Consider the following 14,548-nt stretch of genomic DNA (forward strand, 5'->3'; position numbering starts at 1 on the left):
CCATCCGAGTGGAACCGGCTTTTCAGATCTGTGGATAACTCCGTGAAATGGGCCCGTGGCACCGCCGGGCCTGTGGACAACTCAGCGAGCGAAACCGGGCTGCCAGCGCTCCACGATGCCGCGCGCCGGGACTTCCGCGTCGAGCTGGCAGAGGATGCCCGTGGACCCCGCCGTGACGCGGTGGATCATCAGGTACTCCGGCGGCAAGTTCAGCGACCGGCCGACGCGGAAGTCACTGCCGCGGGTGTCGCCGACGCGGCCGGCCTGGCGTTGCATCCAGCGGCGCGTGAAGTGGAACGTCGGCGTGGCCAGCGGTTCCGTGAACGGCGCGAGGTACGCCAGCACCTCGTCGGCGGCGAGGTCGGAGTCGGTGCGGACGAAGCCGTTCTCACGCAGGAGCCGCATGAGGTCGTCGGACTCGCCGTCGAGGGCCAGGCGCGTCATCTCGCCGAGGTGGCGCGGGATGCCGTTCGGCAGCTTCGCGACGCCGCCGAAGTCGAGCACGCACAGGCGGCCGTCGTCGGTGACCATGAAGTTGCCGGGGTGCGGATCGGAGTGCAGCAGGTGCGCCCGCGCCGGCGACGAGTAGTGGAACTCCATCAGCAGCCGACCAGCGAGATTGCGCGTCTCCTGGTCGCCGCCCGCGATGACCTTGGACAACGGCGTGCCGGTGGCCCATTCCGTGATCACGACCTTCGGTGCGCTCGCCACCACACGCGGGATGAGGAACGCGGGGTCGCCCTCGAACGCCTTCACGAACGCGCGCTGGTTGTCGGCCTCGTTGAGGTAGTCGAGCTCCTCGTCCATGCGGTCGGCGAGCTCCGCCATCAGGGGTTTCACGTCGGTGCCGGGCACGAACGCCTGGAACAGCCTGCTGAACCGCTGCAGCTGGCGCAGGTCGGTGCGCAGCGCCTCGTCGGCCCCCGGGTACTGGACCTTCACGGCGACCTCGCGCCCGTCGTGCCAGGTGGCGCGGTGGACCTGGCCGATGCTGGCCGACGCCGCCGGGACGTCGTCGAAGTGCTTGAACCGCCCTTCCCACGAACGGCCGAGCTGCTGGGCCAGCACCCGGCGCGTCTGCTGCGCCGACATCGGCGGCGCGGCGGACTGCAGCTTGGTCAGCGCTTCGCGGTACGGCTTGGCCATGTCGTCGGGCACCGCTGCCTCGAAGACGCTCAGAGCCTGGCCGAACTTCATCGCGCCGCCCTTGAGCGTGCCCAGCACCTCGAACAGCTGCTCCGCGGCCTTCGCCGACAGCGTCGCGCTCACCTGTTCCGCGCTCTGGCCCGCGAGGCGCTTGCCCCATCCGCCGACGGCTCGGCCGGCTATCCCGAGGGGAATGCTGGCGAGTTTCGCGGTGCGCGCCGCACCTTTGCGCGGCATTGCGGATTCGCGGTCTGCGGAGTCGGTCACCCTCCGATTCTGCCTTGGTGACCTTGGTGGCCGCAGCCTGCCAGGGGGTGTGGGCTACGTCTCCGGTGGTGCTTCGGGCGCTCCGCAATCGCAGTCCGGGTGCGGTTCCCAGTAGCGGTGGCGCAGATGGCCTTCGAACGGGTCGAGCTCGAGCGTGCTGTTCCACGTCGGTGGTGGCTCGGCGCTCGGCGACAGCACGCGCAGGGCCTGCGCGACGGCCAGCGACGCGCAGGCCTGGACGGACCCGAGATCGGGCCGCTGGTCGACGTCCACGAGCTGGGTCGCGACGCGCGGCCACGAGTCGTCGAGGTCGGTCTTGCTCAGGTCGCAGCAGCGCAGGCAGGTGCTTCGCCCCGGCACGACGAGAGGGCCGACGAGGATCGTGCCGTCGCGGACGCGGGCCGGCAGGTGGGTGACGCCGTCGTCGACCAGCTCCGCCACCAGTTCCGGGGCGGGCACGACGGCGTCGGTGAGTACCACGACGTCAGGCGCGCGCTGCAGGTTGCGGGCGGTGCTGACCTCGGGCGCGACGCGGGCCAGCACGTTCTGAGTGGCTTTGCGGCGCGACAGGCCCAGCTCGGCGGCGGTGAAGCCCGAGCCGAGGTCGGCCTCGGTGACGACGCCGCCTGAGCGGACGTCGATGTGCCCGACCCCGGCGTTGGCCAGCAGCACGGCGACGGCCACGGCGATCCGGCCGTCGCCCCGGACGGCCACCAGGCTCTGGCGTCTTCGCTCGGTGAGCGCGGTCTGGTGGTGGCGGGCGCGCAGGGACCAGAAGCCGGTCTCGACGCGCTTGGACGCGGGGCTCGGCGCCTCCGTGACGAGGCCGAGCGCGGTGAGTTGTTTGAGCAGAAGGCGCAGCTGGTCGCGGTGTTCGCTCTCGGCGAGCACCACGTCGAGACGGCGGCTGCCGTCGAGCCGGCGCACGAGCGCGACGACGCTCGGCGCCAGCCCGGTGGCCACCACGCCGTGGCGCGGATCGAGGCCGATCTGGACTTCGTTATTGCCGCGTTCGAGCACGTGGAGGCCCGGGAGCAGGGTCGGGTAGGCGGGGAGGAGGACGTTCGGCGGGGGAACGGTCGACAGCGTCATGATGATCAGCTTGACACCCCCGCGGCGGCCGACTGGCGCTCAAAGCCGAGTTATCCACAGGCAAGGCGAGTTGTGGACAACTCGGGGCTGTGACCTTTCGACGCTCCCAAGTTGTCGGTCGGTGGCCTTACCGTTGTCGGGTGGTCGAAGCACGGATGCCCGCACTGCGGGGCCGGGGCGGAACGAACCCCCCGTCGGACACTCCTGAACACAAGGTCGAGGTGCGGCGCAGCGCGCGCCGGCACCGGACGGTCACCGCGTACTGGAAAGACGACACCCTCGTGGTGCTCATCCCGGCACGGATGACCCGCGCGGAAGAGAGGCACTGGGTCGCGGAGATGGAGCGCAAGCTCCTGCGCACCGAACCGCGGAAAGTCGCGTCGCCGAAGTCCTCGGACGACGCGCTGCTGGCACGCTGCGCCGTGCTGGCGGCGAAGTACGTCGATCCACGGGCGATACCCGCGAGCGTGCGCTGGGTGCCGCCCATGCGCACCCGCTGGGCCTCCTGCACGCCCGTCGACGCGACCATCCGCGTCAGCGACCGCCTGCGGCGCGTGCCGCAGTGGGTCCTGGACTACGTGCTGGTCCACGAGCTCGCCCACCTGCGCGAACCCGGACACGATGCGGCGTTCTGGACGCTGGTCAACCGGTACCCGAAGACCGAACGCGCGATCGGGTATTTGGAGGGGTTGTCGGCGGCGGCCGGGTGGGGGATTTCGGGGGAGGAGGACTGAGCGGAGCGGGCCTCTCGCCTGAGTCGGGGACCGTGGCTCGCGAGCGCGGGCAGGCGGTGAGGCTGCGGCCCGAGGCTCGGCGGCACGCTGGTGCGATCGAGAGTTCGCGGCAAGGCTGGGCCTGTCCCTTTCCTGGGGCCGAGACTGCGGCTCGCGAGTGAACTGATGCATCGCGAAGTCGCGTTCAGCACGGCGTGGCCGGCTCGCAGGAGCGGGATCTGGCCGACCGCCGGCTCGGGGCGGTTTCGACGAGCAGGCGTCTCGGCGCTGGACCGCCGGCGAGCCAGTGCCGAGCCTGCCGAGTCGGAATCGGTTCGCGGCGGGCCGGCGGCCTCATCGGGATGAGCGATCCAGACCGAGCAGCCGGTACCCGAGGTCAATGGTCGTCGCGCGTTGAAGATCTCCAATAAGGAGCTTTTGAGAGCCCGGAAAGCAACCGGTCCTCCGGCGCGAAGGCGACGGAGGACCGGGGCTGGACCGAAGGGGTCAGGAGGTCGGGTTGTCGCCCTTGTCCTGGTCCGAGTCAGGGGCCGAGTCCGGCTTGGCATCCGGGCCCGAGCCCGAGTTTGAACCCGAGGCCGACGAAGATTCTGAAGCAGAGCCAGACTCCGCCGCCTCGCGCTTCTCCGTCCTCTCCAGCTCCGCGATCGGATCGAAGTCGGAGCCCAGGACCGGGGTGTCGCCGAGGCGGTCGGCGAAGTCCAGGGGCTCGTCGAGGTCCTCGGCGGTCGGCATGAGGTCCGGGTGGGACCAGAGGCCGTCGCGCTTGTCGATGCCGTGGCGGTCGCCCACGAGCTTCCAGAGGGAGGAGGCGGCGCGCATGCGGCGGGGGCGCAGTTCGAGGCCCACGAGGGTCGCGAAGGTCTGCTCGGCGGGGCCGCCCGTGGCGCGGCGGCGGCGGAGCGTCTCGCGCAGCGCGTCGGCGCCCGGCAGGCGGTCACCGATCGCCTCGGCGACCACGACGTCCACCCAGCCCTCGACCAGGGCGAGCAGGGTTTCGAGCCGCTTCAGAGCCGACTCCTGCTCGGGCGTGGTCTTCGGCTCCAACAGCCCGGACGACATGGCCTCTTCGATGCTCGCCGGGTTCGCCGGGTCGATCTGGCCGGCCAGCGACTCCAGCGCGGACGTGTCGACGGTGATCCCGCGCGCGAACTCCTCCACGGTCGCCAGCAGCCGCTGCCGCAGCCACGGCACGTGGGCGAACAGGCGCTGGTGCGCGGCCTCGCGCGCGGCGAGGAACACGAGCACTTCGCTGCTGGGGACTTCGAGCCCCTCGGTGAACTTCTCGATGTTCGCGGGCAGCAGCGCCGACGTGTTGGCCGGGCCCAGCGGCAGGCCGACCTCCGTGGACGTCAGCACCTCCTGGGCCAGCTGCGCGAGCGCGTTGCCGAGCTGGGAGCCGAAGGCCATCCCGCCCATCTGCCCCATCATGGACAGCAGCGGCCCGGCGGCCTGCTTGGCCTCCTCGGGCAGCGCCTGGATCCACGCGCCGGACACCTGCTGCGCGACCGGGTCGCAGAGCCGCTGCCACGTGGGCAGCGTCTTCTCGACCCACGTGCGCGCGGACCACGCGACGGTGGTGTTCGCGCCGGCGGGCAGGATCGTCGCCGCGTCGAGCCACAGCTCCGCCAGGTGCGCGGCGTCGCGCACGGCCGTGGACGAGTCGCCGGTGGACGACGCGAAACCGAGCTTCGCGTCCTGCGAACCGCTGAGGTTCTGGAGTGCGATCTGTTTCGCCAGGTCGTAGTTCACCGGCCCGCTCGACGAGCCCGCCTGGCTGAGCATCTGGCCCAGCTGGCTCAGCATCTGCCCGAGCTGGTTGAACGCCTCCGCGCCTGACGGCTGCTCCGAGGGGTCGTTGTCGCCTCGTCTGTCGGGATCGGGCGGTCCGAAACCGAACGGGGGTTTGCTCATACGTCCACCGTACGCGGGTAGGGCCTCTCCCAGCGCGTCAACCATGGCCTTCACCGGGAAGCGAACACGGTCACCGTACGCTGTCGCTCGTGACCAAACCCGACGAGGAGACCGCGACCGCGAGCAGCCGGACCGAGCCGTCGAGGGAACCGGCGCGCGACGAGCGCCGCCTGACGCGCCGCGGCTGGACCCTGCTGGTCAGCGGCGCGCTGTTCCTGGTGTTCGTCGTAACCGGTTTCCTGGTCCAGGTGCCGTACGTGGCCATCAGTCCGGGCCCGACGTACGACACGCTCGGTCGCGACGCCGCGGGCAACGAAGTCGTGCAGGTCAAGGGCCACGAGACGTACCAGACCAACGGCGAGCTGCGCATGACCACCGTGTCGCTCAACGACGGGATCAACCTCTTCACCGCGCTCGGCCTCTGGGCCAGCGGCCGCTACGCGCTCGCGCCGCGCGAGGAGTACTACCGCCCCGGCGAGACCAACGAGCAGGTCAAGCAGGAGAACATCCAACAGCTTCAGGACTCCCAGAGCAACGCCCAGGTCGCCGCCCTGCGCCACCTCGGCTACCCCGTGGAGGTCCTCGCCAAAGAGATCGTGTCCGGCAGCCCCGCCGACCACGTGCTCGCGCCCGGCGACAAGCTCGTCACCGTCAACGGCACGAAGGTCACCGAAGCCGCCGACGTCGCCAAGGCCCTCACCAACACCAAGCCCGGCCAGGCCGTGCCGATCACCTTCCAGGCCGACGGCCAGCCCGAACGCACCGTGCCGATCACGCTCGCCAAGCGCGACGACCGCACGCAGGGCTTCATGGGCCTCACGGCCGTCGACCACGCGATCGCACCGTTCAACGTCAACATCTCGCTGCAGGACGTCGGCGGCCCCTCGGCCGGCCTGATGTTCACGCTGGCCATCATCGACCGCCTCACCCCGCCCGGGAAGTCGGACAACAACCTCGCCGGCGGCCGGCACATCGCGGGTACCGGCGAGATCACCGAGACCGGCGAGGTCGGCCCGATCGGCGGCATCTCGTTCAAGGTCGTGGGCGCGCGCGAGGCCGGGGCGACCGACTTCCTCGTGCCGGCGCACAACTGTGCCGAGGCGAAGTCGGCTGTGCCGGACGGGCTCAACCTGATCAAGGTGTCCACTCTGGACGACGCGCTCACCCAGCTCCAGAACCTCAAGGCCGGCCGGCCCACGGCGCACTGCTGAGGAAGAAGAAGTGCCAGCACCTGTCCTGAGCCGGAGGCCCCCACGCGGAGGCCTCCGGCTCGACGGGGCTGAGGGCAGGGCTCAGGGTAAGAAGGTCGTCTTCAACGCGTCGAGCAGGTTCGGCGCGAGGTCGGGGCTCTCCACGATCTCGTCGACGGCGTCCGCTTCGGCCGAAGAACCTTCGGGCCGCGTCCCGCGCAGCCGCATCACGCAAGCCACGTCGCCCTCGCGCAGCACCGCCGCCACGAGCCGCGCCTCCGTGCGCCGCGGGTGGTCGGCCGCCGCGCGGCGCAGGCGTTCGGCGTCGGCCTCCGCGAGGCCTTCGAGCTCCGCCTCGACGTCGGGCGGCAGCACGATGATCTCCTGCGCGAGCGCGCAGCCCACCACGATCTCGGGCCAGGCGATTCGGCCGAGCGACTCGGCGAGGTCACCTTCTGGCAACGCTTCTTGCGCCACGGGCGTCAGCGGGTTCGCGCGGTCGAGCTGGCCGGCCAGCTCGGGCTGCTCGTCGAGCAGGGCCGCTGTGGGCACCAGCGCGAACAGCTGCGGCGGCTGGTCCCAGCCCCCGGACGCGACGAACTCTTCGACTTCCCGGGCCAGGCCGGCGACGGGGTTGGCGGCGGGCGGCTCACTCGGCTGCATGGCGACATCGTCGCAGGCCGGTCCCCGCGCCGTCCTTCGACGTCCGATTCGGGCGGTCCCGGGAACTCGGGAACCCATCCGTAGAGTTAGACCGTCAGGGGACGACGCCGTCCCCGCGAACGTGTTCACGAAGACAGGAGCGTTGCCGTGGCGACTCGGCCCCCGGTGAGCCTGAAGCTGTCCCGCCGCAGCAGGATTCTCCTCATCATCGCCGCGGTGATCGTGCTGGCGCTGCTGCTGGGTGTGAGACTGCTCGACACCTACGTCGACTGGCTGTGGTTCGGCGAGGTCCACGCGCGCTCGGTGTTCACCACGGAAATCCTCACGCGGATAGTCCTCTTCGTGGCCGTCGGGTTGCTCGTGGGCGGTTCGCTCGCGATCAGCCTCATCATCGCCTACCGCACGCGTCCGGTGTTCGTGCCCGTCTCGGGCAGCGACGATCCGCTCTCGCGCTATCGCTCGATGATCGTGAGCCGCATCCGGCTGTTCGGCATCGGCATCCCGCTGATCACCGGACTCATCTCCGGCGCGTCCGCGATGGGCGACTGGCAGACGATCCAGCTGTTCCTCAACGGCACGTCGTTCGGCCAGAAAGACCCGCAGTTCGGGATCGACATCGGCTTCTACGCGTTCACCCTGCCGTTCGTGAACTGGCTGCTCGGCTGGCTGTTCGTCACGGTCGTGGTCTCGTTCTTCGGCGCGCTGATCGCCCACTACATCTTCGGCGGCATCCGCCTCGCCGGCCGCGGCGGCCAGCTGGCGGGCCCGACGCGCGCGCAGCTCGCCATCACCGTCGGCATCTTCGTGCTGCTGAAGGCGGCCGAGTACTTCTTCGACCGGTACAACCTGCTTCTGTCCGATCGCGACATGCCGCTGTTCAACGGCGCCACCTACACCGACCTCAACGCGGTGCTGCCGGCCAAGCTGATCCTGCTGTGCATCTCGGTGATCTGCGCGATCGCGTTCTTCGCGGGCGCGTTCCTGCGCAACCTGCAGCTGCCGGCGATCGCGCTCGTGCTGCTGATCCTGTCGGGCGTGCTGGTGGGTGTCGCGTGGCCCGCGATCCTCGACCAGTTCTCGGTGAAGCCGAACGCGAACGACAAGGAAGCCACGTCGATCCAGCGCAACATGGACGCGACGCGCGCGGCGTTCGGGCTGCAGAACGTGAAGTACGAGGACTACCAGGGCAGCAACCAGGCGACCGGCGACCAGGTGAAGGCCGACGCGGGCACCGTGTCCAACATCCGGCTCCTCGACCCGAACGTGCTGTCCGCCACCTACACCCAGCTCGCCGGCGGTCAGAACTACTACGGCTTCCCCGAGAAGCTCGACATCGACCGCTACACCGTCAACGGCTCCACGCAGGACTACATCGTGGCCGCCAAGGAGATCAAGACCGACGGGCTCACGGGCAACCAGACCAACTGGATCACCAAGCACCTCGTGTACACCCACGGCAACGGCTTCGTCGCCGCGCCGGCCAACACGATCAACCGCGCCGTCACGGACGTGTCCGACACGAGCAGCGCCGGCTACCCGCTCATCGGCACCAGCGACACGAAGAACCCCACCGGCGCCGGCGCGGTCGGCGGCAAGCCCGGCATCAAGGTCGACCAGCCGCGCATCTACTACGGCGAGCTGGCCGACCAGAACGACTACGCGATCGTCGGCGGCACTCCCGGTAAGGCCCCGGGCGAGTCCGACTCCCCGGACCAGAAGAACTACTACTACAACGGCACGGGCGGCGTTTCGCTCGACAGCTGGTTCAACCGGCTCGCCTTCGCGGCCGAGTACGGCGAGCGCAACATCCTCTTCTCCGACGCCATCGGCGACGGCTCGAAGATCATGTACAACCGCACCCCGCGCGACCGGGTCAGCAAGGTCGCGCCGTGGCTGACGCTCGACGGCGACCCGTACCCGGCGGTCGTCAACGGCAAGATCGTGTGGATCGTCGACGGGTACACCACGCTCAACAACTACCCGTACGCGCAGCAGACGCAGCTCGGCGATGCCACCAACGACTCGCTCAACGGCGTCACGCGCCAGGCCAACAACTCGATCAACTACATCCGCAACTCGGTGAAGGCGACCGTCGACGCGTTCGACGGCACGGTCACCCTGTACTCGATCGACGACAAGGAACCCGTGCTCAACGCGTGGGAGAAGGTATTCCCGGGCCTCGTGAAGCCGAGCTCCGAGATCCCGCCGGACCTGCGCGCGCACTTCCGCTACCCCGAAGATCTCTTCAAGGTCCAGCGTGAGCTGCTCGCCCGGTACCACGTGGACAACCCGCAGCAGTTCTACGCGCAGCAGTCGTTCTGGAGCGTCCCGCAGGACCCGACGGAAGACGGCAGCGCGACCACGGCAGCGGCGAACGTCGCCAACCAACCCGGCTATTACGTGCTCGCCGACGCGGCGGGTGAAGGCACACCGACGTTCCAGCTGACGAGCGGGCTCACCGGTCTGCAACGGCAGTACCTCGCGTCATGGATGTCGGTGTCGTCCGATCCACAGGACTACGGCACCATCCGCGTGCTCCGACTACCCACGGTCACTGGCGCGAACCAAGTCGACGGGCCGGTGCAGGTGCAGAACAAGTTCCAAAGTGATCCACAGGTCGCTTCGGACCGGACACTGCTCAACAACCCCAACGTGATCCCCATCTACGGCAACATGATCACGTTGCCGGTCGCCGACGGGTTCCTGTACGTCGAACCGGTGTACATCAGGCAGCGCAACCAGCTGAGTTACCCGCAGCTGGCCCGCGTATTGGTGTCGTTCGGTTCGAAGGTCGGCTACGCGCCGACGCTGAGCGAAGCGCTGGATCAGGTCTTCGGCAAGGGCACCGGCGCCGGGGCGACCACCCCGGTGGCAGGCACGCCGCCGCCCTCGTCGAACACGAACCCGCCGACGAACCCGTCGACACCCACGTCGCCGACCACACCGCCCCCCAACTCGGGCGGCTCGAACCCGGCCCTCGACAAGGCGGTGACCGACATCCAGTCGGCGCTGGCGAAGCTGAAGACAGCGCAACAGTCGGGCAACTTCGCTGACCAAGGCGCCGCGCTCCAGGCCCTCGACGTCGCGGCCAAGGCCTACGAGACCGCCAAAAACGCCACCCCTCCGTCCGGCAGCGGCGCCCCGCAGCAACCCGGCGGGTGACCTCGCGCACGGTAGTGGCACCTGCTTTGCACCCGGCTGAAACCCCGGCGTAAGGTAGGTGTCACGACGCGGGGTGGAGCAGCTCGGTAGCTCGCTGGGCTCATAACCCAGAGGTCGCAGGTTCAAATCCTGTCCCCGCTACAGAGGTAGGAGGCCCGTGCTTGCGGAGTTCGCAAGCACGGGCCTCTTTCGCGTTTTATTCGGGGGTCGGACCCCCGGGCCCCCGCCAAGAGGGGCTGCGCCCCCTTGGATCCCCCGGTGAGTTGCGTTGGGTGGTGGGGTGGTGGGTGGTGGGTGGTGGTGGGTCAAGTTTCTGCGCTGGTTGGTGGCGGGGCTGTCGTGGGGCGCTCGGTGAGTTGGCCGGGCGGGCGAGGGAAAGTCCTGACTCGCGGTGGTGGTGCAACCTTGGGTGGGGATGTGGTGTGTGGTCGTTGCGCTGCGCCGCTTGGAACTCCTGGTGAGGTTGCCGGGGTGCGATGTGTGGTTGGTGAGAGGGGCTGTGCCCCTTCGCTTCCTCGGTGAGTCAGTTGGCTGCCGAGGTGGGGGTTGGTGAGTGGCGGCGGCCTTGGGCGCGCTTGTGGGGTGGCCGTTGGTGAGTTGTTGCTGGGTTTGAAGCTCACTTGAGCGAGGGCCTTCTGCTCGCCGCACATCCCAACTCATTGCCCCACGGCACGGCCGCTGCGCAGCCGCGGGCCGCTGGAATTCCGTGCAACATCCGGGCCAGCCCGCCGGCTCTCCCTACGCGGCCCTTCGACGGGACCCTGGATCCCTCAGTCCGCGCATCTCCACGCCAGACGGTCCCCGCGAGCGGCGGGGGCCGTTGCCGTGGGGCGGGAATAGGGTGCGGGGATGGGTGAAGGTGTGGGGTTGGCGTTGACGTTGGGGGAGTTGGTTGGAGCGGCAAGGGGGGCGGATCCGTATGGGGCGTATGGGGAATGGCGGCGGAGGGCGCCGGTGGTGCGGGTGGGGGATCGGGTTGTGGTGGTGCTCGGGTTCGCGGAGGCCGAGCGGGTGGTGACGGGGGCGGAGTTCGGGCATCCGGAGCCGGAGGTGGTCGGGGGTGGGGATCCGGATCTGCCGGTGGATGAGGCCGGACGGGTGGTGAGGGCGTTCGCGTTCCTGAATCCGCCGGATCACACGCGGTTGCGGAGGTTGGTGGGGAAGGCGTTCACGGCGCGGACGGTGGAGGGGCTGGTGCCGCGCGTGGACGAGTTGGTGGGGGAGTTCGTCGGTCGGGTGGTGGAGGCCGGCGAGAGCGACTTGATGGCGGAGCTGGCGGTCCCGTTGCCGGTAACGGTGATCGCGGAGCTGCTGGGGGTGCCGGTCGAGGATCGGGAGCGGTTCGGGGCGTGGTCGGGGGCGATGGCGCGGGCGGCGGAGCCCGGGTTCCTGCTCGGGCCCGGGGTTGCGGAGACGGCGGCCGGGGCGCGGCGGGAGTTCGTGGCGTACTTCAGGGAGTTGGCGGCTGAGCGGCGAAGGGCTCCGGCGGACGACCTGTTGTCGGCGCTCGTGGCGGTGTCGGATGAGGGGGAACGGCTCAGTGAGGGGGAGTTGCTGGTCACATTGACGTTGTTGCTCGTGGCCGGGCACGAGACGACGACGAACCTGATCGGCAACGGGGTGTTGGCGTTGCTGCGGAATCCGGACCAGTACGCGTCTCTGGCTCGAGATCAGGCGCGCGATGCGGCGTTGGCCGAGGGGGCCGTCGAGGAGATTTTGCGGTACGACTCGCCGATCCAGCTGACGACGAGAACGGTCCTGACCGACACGACCTTGGGCGGCGTCGAGCTGGCGGCCGGGACGATGGTGCTCGTGTTGGTGGGCGCGGCGAATCGGGATCCGCGGGTGCGCGAGGAGCCGGACCGGTTCGACATCACCCGTGCGCCGGGACGGCATTTGGCTTTCGGGCGCGGGATTCACTTCTGCCTGGGCGCTCCGCTGGCGAGGCTGCAGGGGCGGACGGTGTTGCGCGAGCTCGCGCGCCGGGCGCCGGAGCTGCGGTTGGCCGGCGAGCCGGAGTGGGTGGAGACGGTGACGTTGCGCGGCCTGCGAACGCTGCCGGTCGCGGTCAGGTGACGGGCCGCCAGGCGAAGCAGCCGTTGCGCGAGCGGTGTTGCAGGTGTTGGAGAACCGGTTGGCCGGCGAGCTGAGCCGGTGGTAGTGCGCGAGCTCGCCGGGCTCCGGAGCTGCGGCCGGCCGGCAAGCCGCAGTGGGCGGAGACGGTGACGTTGCACAGCCTGCGAACGATGCCGGTCGCGGTCAGGTGACCGGCAGCCAGGCGAAGTAGCCGTCCGGACGGACCAACGCGGCGGATGCGAACGGCAGGGCCGGGAGGTCCGTTGTGGACAGTGGGCCCGGAACCGCGGGCAGGCCCGACAGGTCGGCGCCCGGGGTGGTGAGCAGGACGTGGTGGCCCGTGTGGAACAGCGTGCTGGCCCAAGCGCCGCCGGGGAGGCGGAAGTCGGGGAGGCGGGTGCCGGTGAGGGGGTGGGCGTGCGGGGGTGCGGGGTAGCGGACGGCGAGGCCGGAGACCAGGCCGGACAGGCGGTGGGACACCTCGGGCAGCTCAGCGAGTGTGGTGAACAGGGCGCGCAGGGCGCGGCCGGCGCGGCTTTGCGGGATGAGGCCGTTCTGGGCTGCCACGTTGTCGAGCACGGCGGCACCGACGGCGCGGCGTTCGGGCTCGTAGGTGCCGAGCACGTCGTCGAAGCCGTTGAGGGCCGCGGCGAGCTTCCAGCCCAGGTTGGCGGCGTCCTGAACGCCCAGGTTGAGGCCCTGGCCGCCGGCGGGGAAGTGGATGTGGGCGGCGTCGCCGGCGAGGAGGACGCGACCGACGCGATACTGCGCGGCCAGGCGGGACGCGTCGGAGAAGCGGGACATCCAGCGGATTTCCTTGATCACCGCCGGGCCGTAGGTCGCCGCGAAGGCCGTGTGGACCTCGGCCTCGGTGACCGGTGAGCCGAACGTCGCGGGTCGCCGGGCGCGGTCGCCGAAGGTCAGGCGGTAGAGGAGCGGCTCGGCGAGGGGGATGAGGCCGCAGAAGCCCGTGGCGCCGGCGGACTGGACCATTCCGCGCATCGACGTCCACGTGCCGGCGGCGCGGTCGGGGACGCGGTCGACGACAACGTCGGCGACCACGCCGTAGCCGCTGCCGTCCTCGCCTTCAAACGGCACGTCCAGCAGCTTGCGCACGGTGCTTCGGCCGCCGTCGCAGCCGACGAGGTAGCGGCAGCTCAAGACGAGCTCCGGCGTGACCACGCGAACGCCCGAAGCGTCCTGCGACAGCCCCACCAGCTCGTGCCCGCGCAGCACCTTGCCGCCGAGCTCCGCGAACCGCTCTTCCAGCAGCTCCTCGACCTGCGCCTGCGGGATTCCCAGCTGGTACGGGCGCCGCGTGTCCCACCCCGCGTAGCTGATCGGGACCGCCGCGAAGTGTCCCTCCTGGACGGTGGCGAACGCACGTTCCTCTGCTCTCGGCAGCAGTCCGCGCAGGTCCAGCACCTCCGCCGTGCGCGGCTGCAGGTTCAGCGCCTTCGACAGGCCGGTGCGCTCGGGCAGCCGCTCGACCACAACGGCGTCGACGCCGGCCAGGCGCAGCTCGGCCGCCAGCATCAGGCCCGTCGGGCCGGCCCCGGCGACGACGACATCGGCGTGCAGCTCGTTCACGACCGCTCCTTAACGTTGTTAAATTGACCCGTCGCCAGAGTGCCCTTAACATCGTTAAATTGTCAAGGAGGTAACCCGTGGCACTGACCAGGCGGGACATCGCGCGCTCGGGACTGCGCCTGCTCAACGAGGTGGGCCTCAACGGGCTGACGCTGCGCCTGATCGCCGGCGACCTCGGCGTGAAGGCGCCCGCGCTGTACTGGCACGTCAAGAACAAGCAGGAACTGCTCGACGAGATGGCCACACAGATGCTCGCCGACGCCGCGGCCGAGCGCGTGCCGCCAGACGGACTCGACGAGTGGCAGCGCCTGGAGCACCTGGCCAGGCGTCTGCGCGACGCGCTGCTGACCTATCGGGACGGTGCGAAGGTCTTCTCCGGCACTTTCCTCACCGACACGAGCCTGATCGGGCCGCCTCCGCTACAGGAGCGGATCGACGCCGGGCTCGACCCCGTGCGCGCCGCCCGGGCACACTTCGCCGTTTACAGCTTCGTGATCGGGTTCACCGTCGAAGAGCAGGCCGTGTACCCGGTGCGCGGCCGGCGGGACGAGCGCTACGGCCCCGACGACGCGGGCGCCGCTGTGCTGGGCGACCCCGAAGCCGGATTCTCCGATGGGCTGGCCATCGTGCTCGCCGGCGCCCGTCAGTGGCTCGACGGGCCATCGTCGCAGGTGGAGACATCGGAAAGCCCTTAAGTGGGGGTGCCTGAAAACC

The 14,548-nt window shown here is 70.0% G+C and carries 10 protein-coding genes and 1 tRNA gene; 6 read left to right on the forward strand and 5 right to left on the reverse strand.

All coding sequences use genetic code 11. The features are described from left to right. Nucleotides 1–81 precede the first annotated feature (81 nt). The gene (locus AB0383_RS17870; RefSeq protein WP_364180569.1) at nucleotides 82–1,413 is read right to left on the reverse strand and encodes an AarF/ABC1/UbiB kinase family protein; all 1,332 of its coding nucleotides are present in this window, start codon (nucleotides 1,411–1,413) and stop codon (nucleotides 82–84) included. A 54-nt stretch (nucleotides 1,414–1,467) separates the two neighbouring features. After that, nucleotides 1,468–2,505, reverse strand: a complete 1,038-nt coding sequence (locus tag AB0383_RS17875) for a hypothetical protein (RefSeq protein WP_366187915.1) — start codon at nucleotides 2,503–2,505, stop codon at nucleotides 1,468–1,470. A gap of 221 nt (nucleotides 2,506–2,726) precedes the next feature. Between AB0383_RS17875 and AB0383_RS17880 the strand changes: the two genes are divergently transcribed. Then, entirely contained in the window at nucleotides 2,727–3,239 is a 513-nt protein-coding gene (locus tag AB0383_RS17880; protein WP_364180866.1) for a M48 family metallopeptidase, read from the forward strand. A 486-nt stretch (nucleotides 3,240–3,725) separates the two neighbouring features. On the opposite strand, the gene AB0383_RS17885 is transcribed toward AB0383_RS17880, so the two are convergent. Continuing rightward, entirely contained in the window at nucleotides 3,726–5,153 is a 1,428-nt protein-coding gene (locus AB0383_RS17885; protein WP_366187916.1) for a zinc-dependent metalloprotease, read from the reverse strand. Between the two features lie 89 nt (nucleotides 5,154–5,242). Here AB0383_RS17885 and AB0383_RS17890 point away from each other — a divergent pair, with 89 nt between their 5' ends. Continuing rightward, nucleotides 5,243–6,364, forward strand: a complete 1,122-nt coding sequence (locus tag AB0383_RS17890; protein WP_364180574.1) for a PDZ domain-containing protein — start codon at nucleotides 5,243–5,245, stop codon at nucleotides 6,362–6,364. Between the two features lie 81 nt (nucleotides 6,365–6,445). Here AB0383_RS17890 and AB0383_RS17895 read toward each other — a convergent pair whose 3' ends face one another. Beyond that, nucleotides 6,446–7,006 carry a PPA1309 family protein gene (locus AB0383_RS17895; RefSeq protein WP_364180576.1) on the reverse strand — a complete coding sequence of 187 codons (561 nt, stop codon included), beginning with the start codon at nucleotides 7,004–7,006 and terminating at the stop codon, nucleotides 6,446–6,448. Nucleotides 7,007–7,171: 165 nt separating this feature from the next. Between AB0383_RS17895 and AB0383_RS17900 the strand changes: the two genes are divergently transcribed. The 3 genes from AB0383_RS17900 (at nucleotide 7,172) to AB0383_RS17910 (ending at nucleotide 12,244) form a co-directional block, all read left to right on the forward strand. After that, a complete protein-coding gene (locus tag AB0383_RS17900; RefSeq protein ID WP_366188072.1) occupies nucleotides 7,172–10,168 on the forward strand; it encodes a UPF0182 family protein in 2,997 nt (998 codons plus the stop codon). 67 nt (nucleotides 10,169–10,235) lie between these two features. Then, nucleotides 10,236–10,309: transfer RNA gene (locus AB0383_RS17905), tRNA-Met, on the forward strand. An 822-nt stretch (nucleotides 10,310–11,131) separates the two neighbouring features. Further along, entirely contained in the window at nucleotides 11,132–12,244 is a 1,113-nt protein-coding gene (locus tag AB0383_RS17910) for a cytochrome P450 (RefSeq protein WP_366187917.1), read from the forward strand. A 183-nt stretch (nucleotides 12,245–12,427) separates the two neighbouring features. Here AB0383_RS17910 and AB0383_RS17915 read toward each other — a convergent pair whose 3' ends face one another. Beyond that, nucleotides 12,428–13,834 (reverse strand): FAD-dependent monooxygenase, encoded by a 1,407-nt coding sequence (locus AB0383_RS17915; protein ID WP_366187918.1) that lies wholly within the window; start codon nucleotides 13,832–13,834, stop codon nucleotides 12,428–12,430. A 77-nt stretch (nucleotides 13,835–13,911) separates the two neighbouring features. Here AB0383_RS17915 and AB0383_RS17920 point away from each other — a divergent pair, with 77 nt between their 5' ends. Beyond that, a complete protein-coding gene (locus tag AB0383_RS17920) occupies nucleotides 13,912–14,529 on the forward strand; it encodes a TetR/AcrR family transcriptional regulator C-terminal domain-containing protein (RefSeq protein ID WP_366187919.1) in 618 nt (205 codons plus the stop codon). The last annotated feature ends 19 nt before the right edge of the window (nucleotides 14,530–14,548 follow it).

The organism is Amycolatopsis sp. NPDC051373 (assembly GCF_040689465.1).
GTDB lineage: Bacteria > Actinomycetota > Actinomycetes > Mycobacteriales > Pseudonocardiaceae > Amycolatopsis.

Excerpts from the sequence above, each read along its gene's own strand:
- AB0383_RS17875 (WP_366187915.1), bottom strand. The coding sequence starts at position 2,505 with ATGACGCTGTCGACCGTTCCCCCGCCGAACGTCCTCCTCCCCGCCTAC.
- AB0383_RS17885 (WP_366187916.1), bottom strand. The coding sequence starts at position 5,153 with ATGAGCAAACCCCCGTTCGGTTTCGGACCGCCCGATCCCGACAGACGA.
- AB0383_RS17895 (WP_364180576.1), bottom strand. The coding sequence starts at position 7,006 with ATGCAGCCGAGTGAGCCGCCCGCCGCCAACCCCGTCGCCGGCCTGGCC.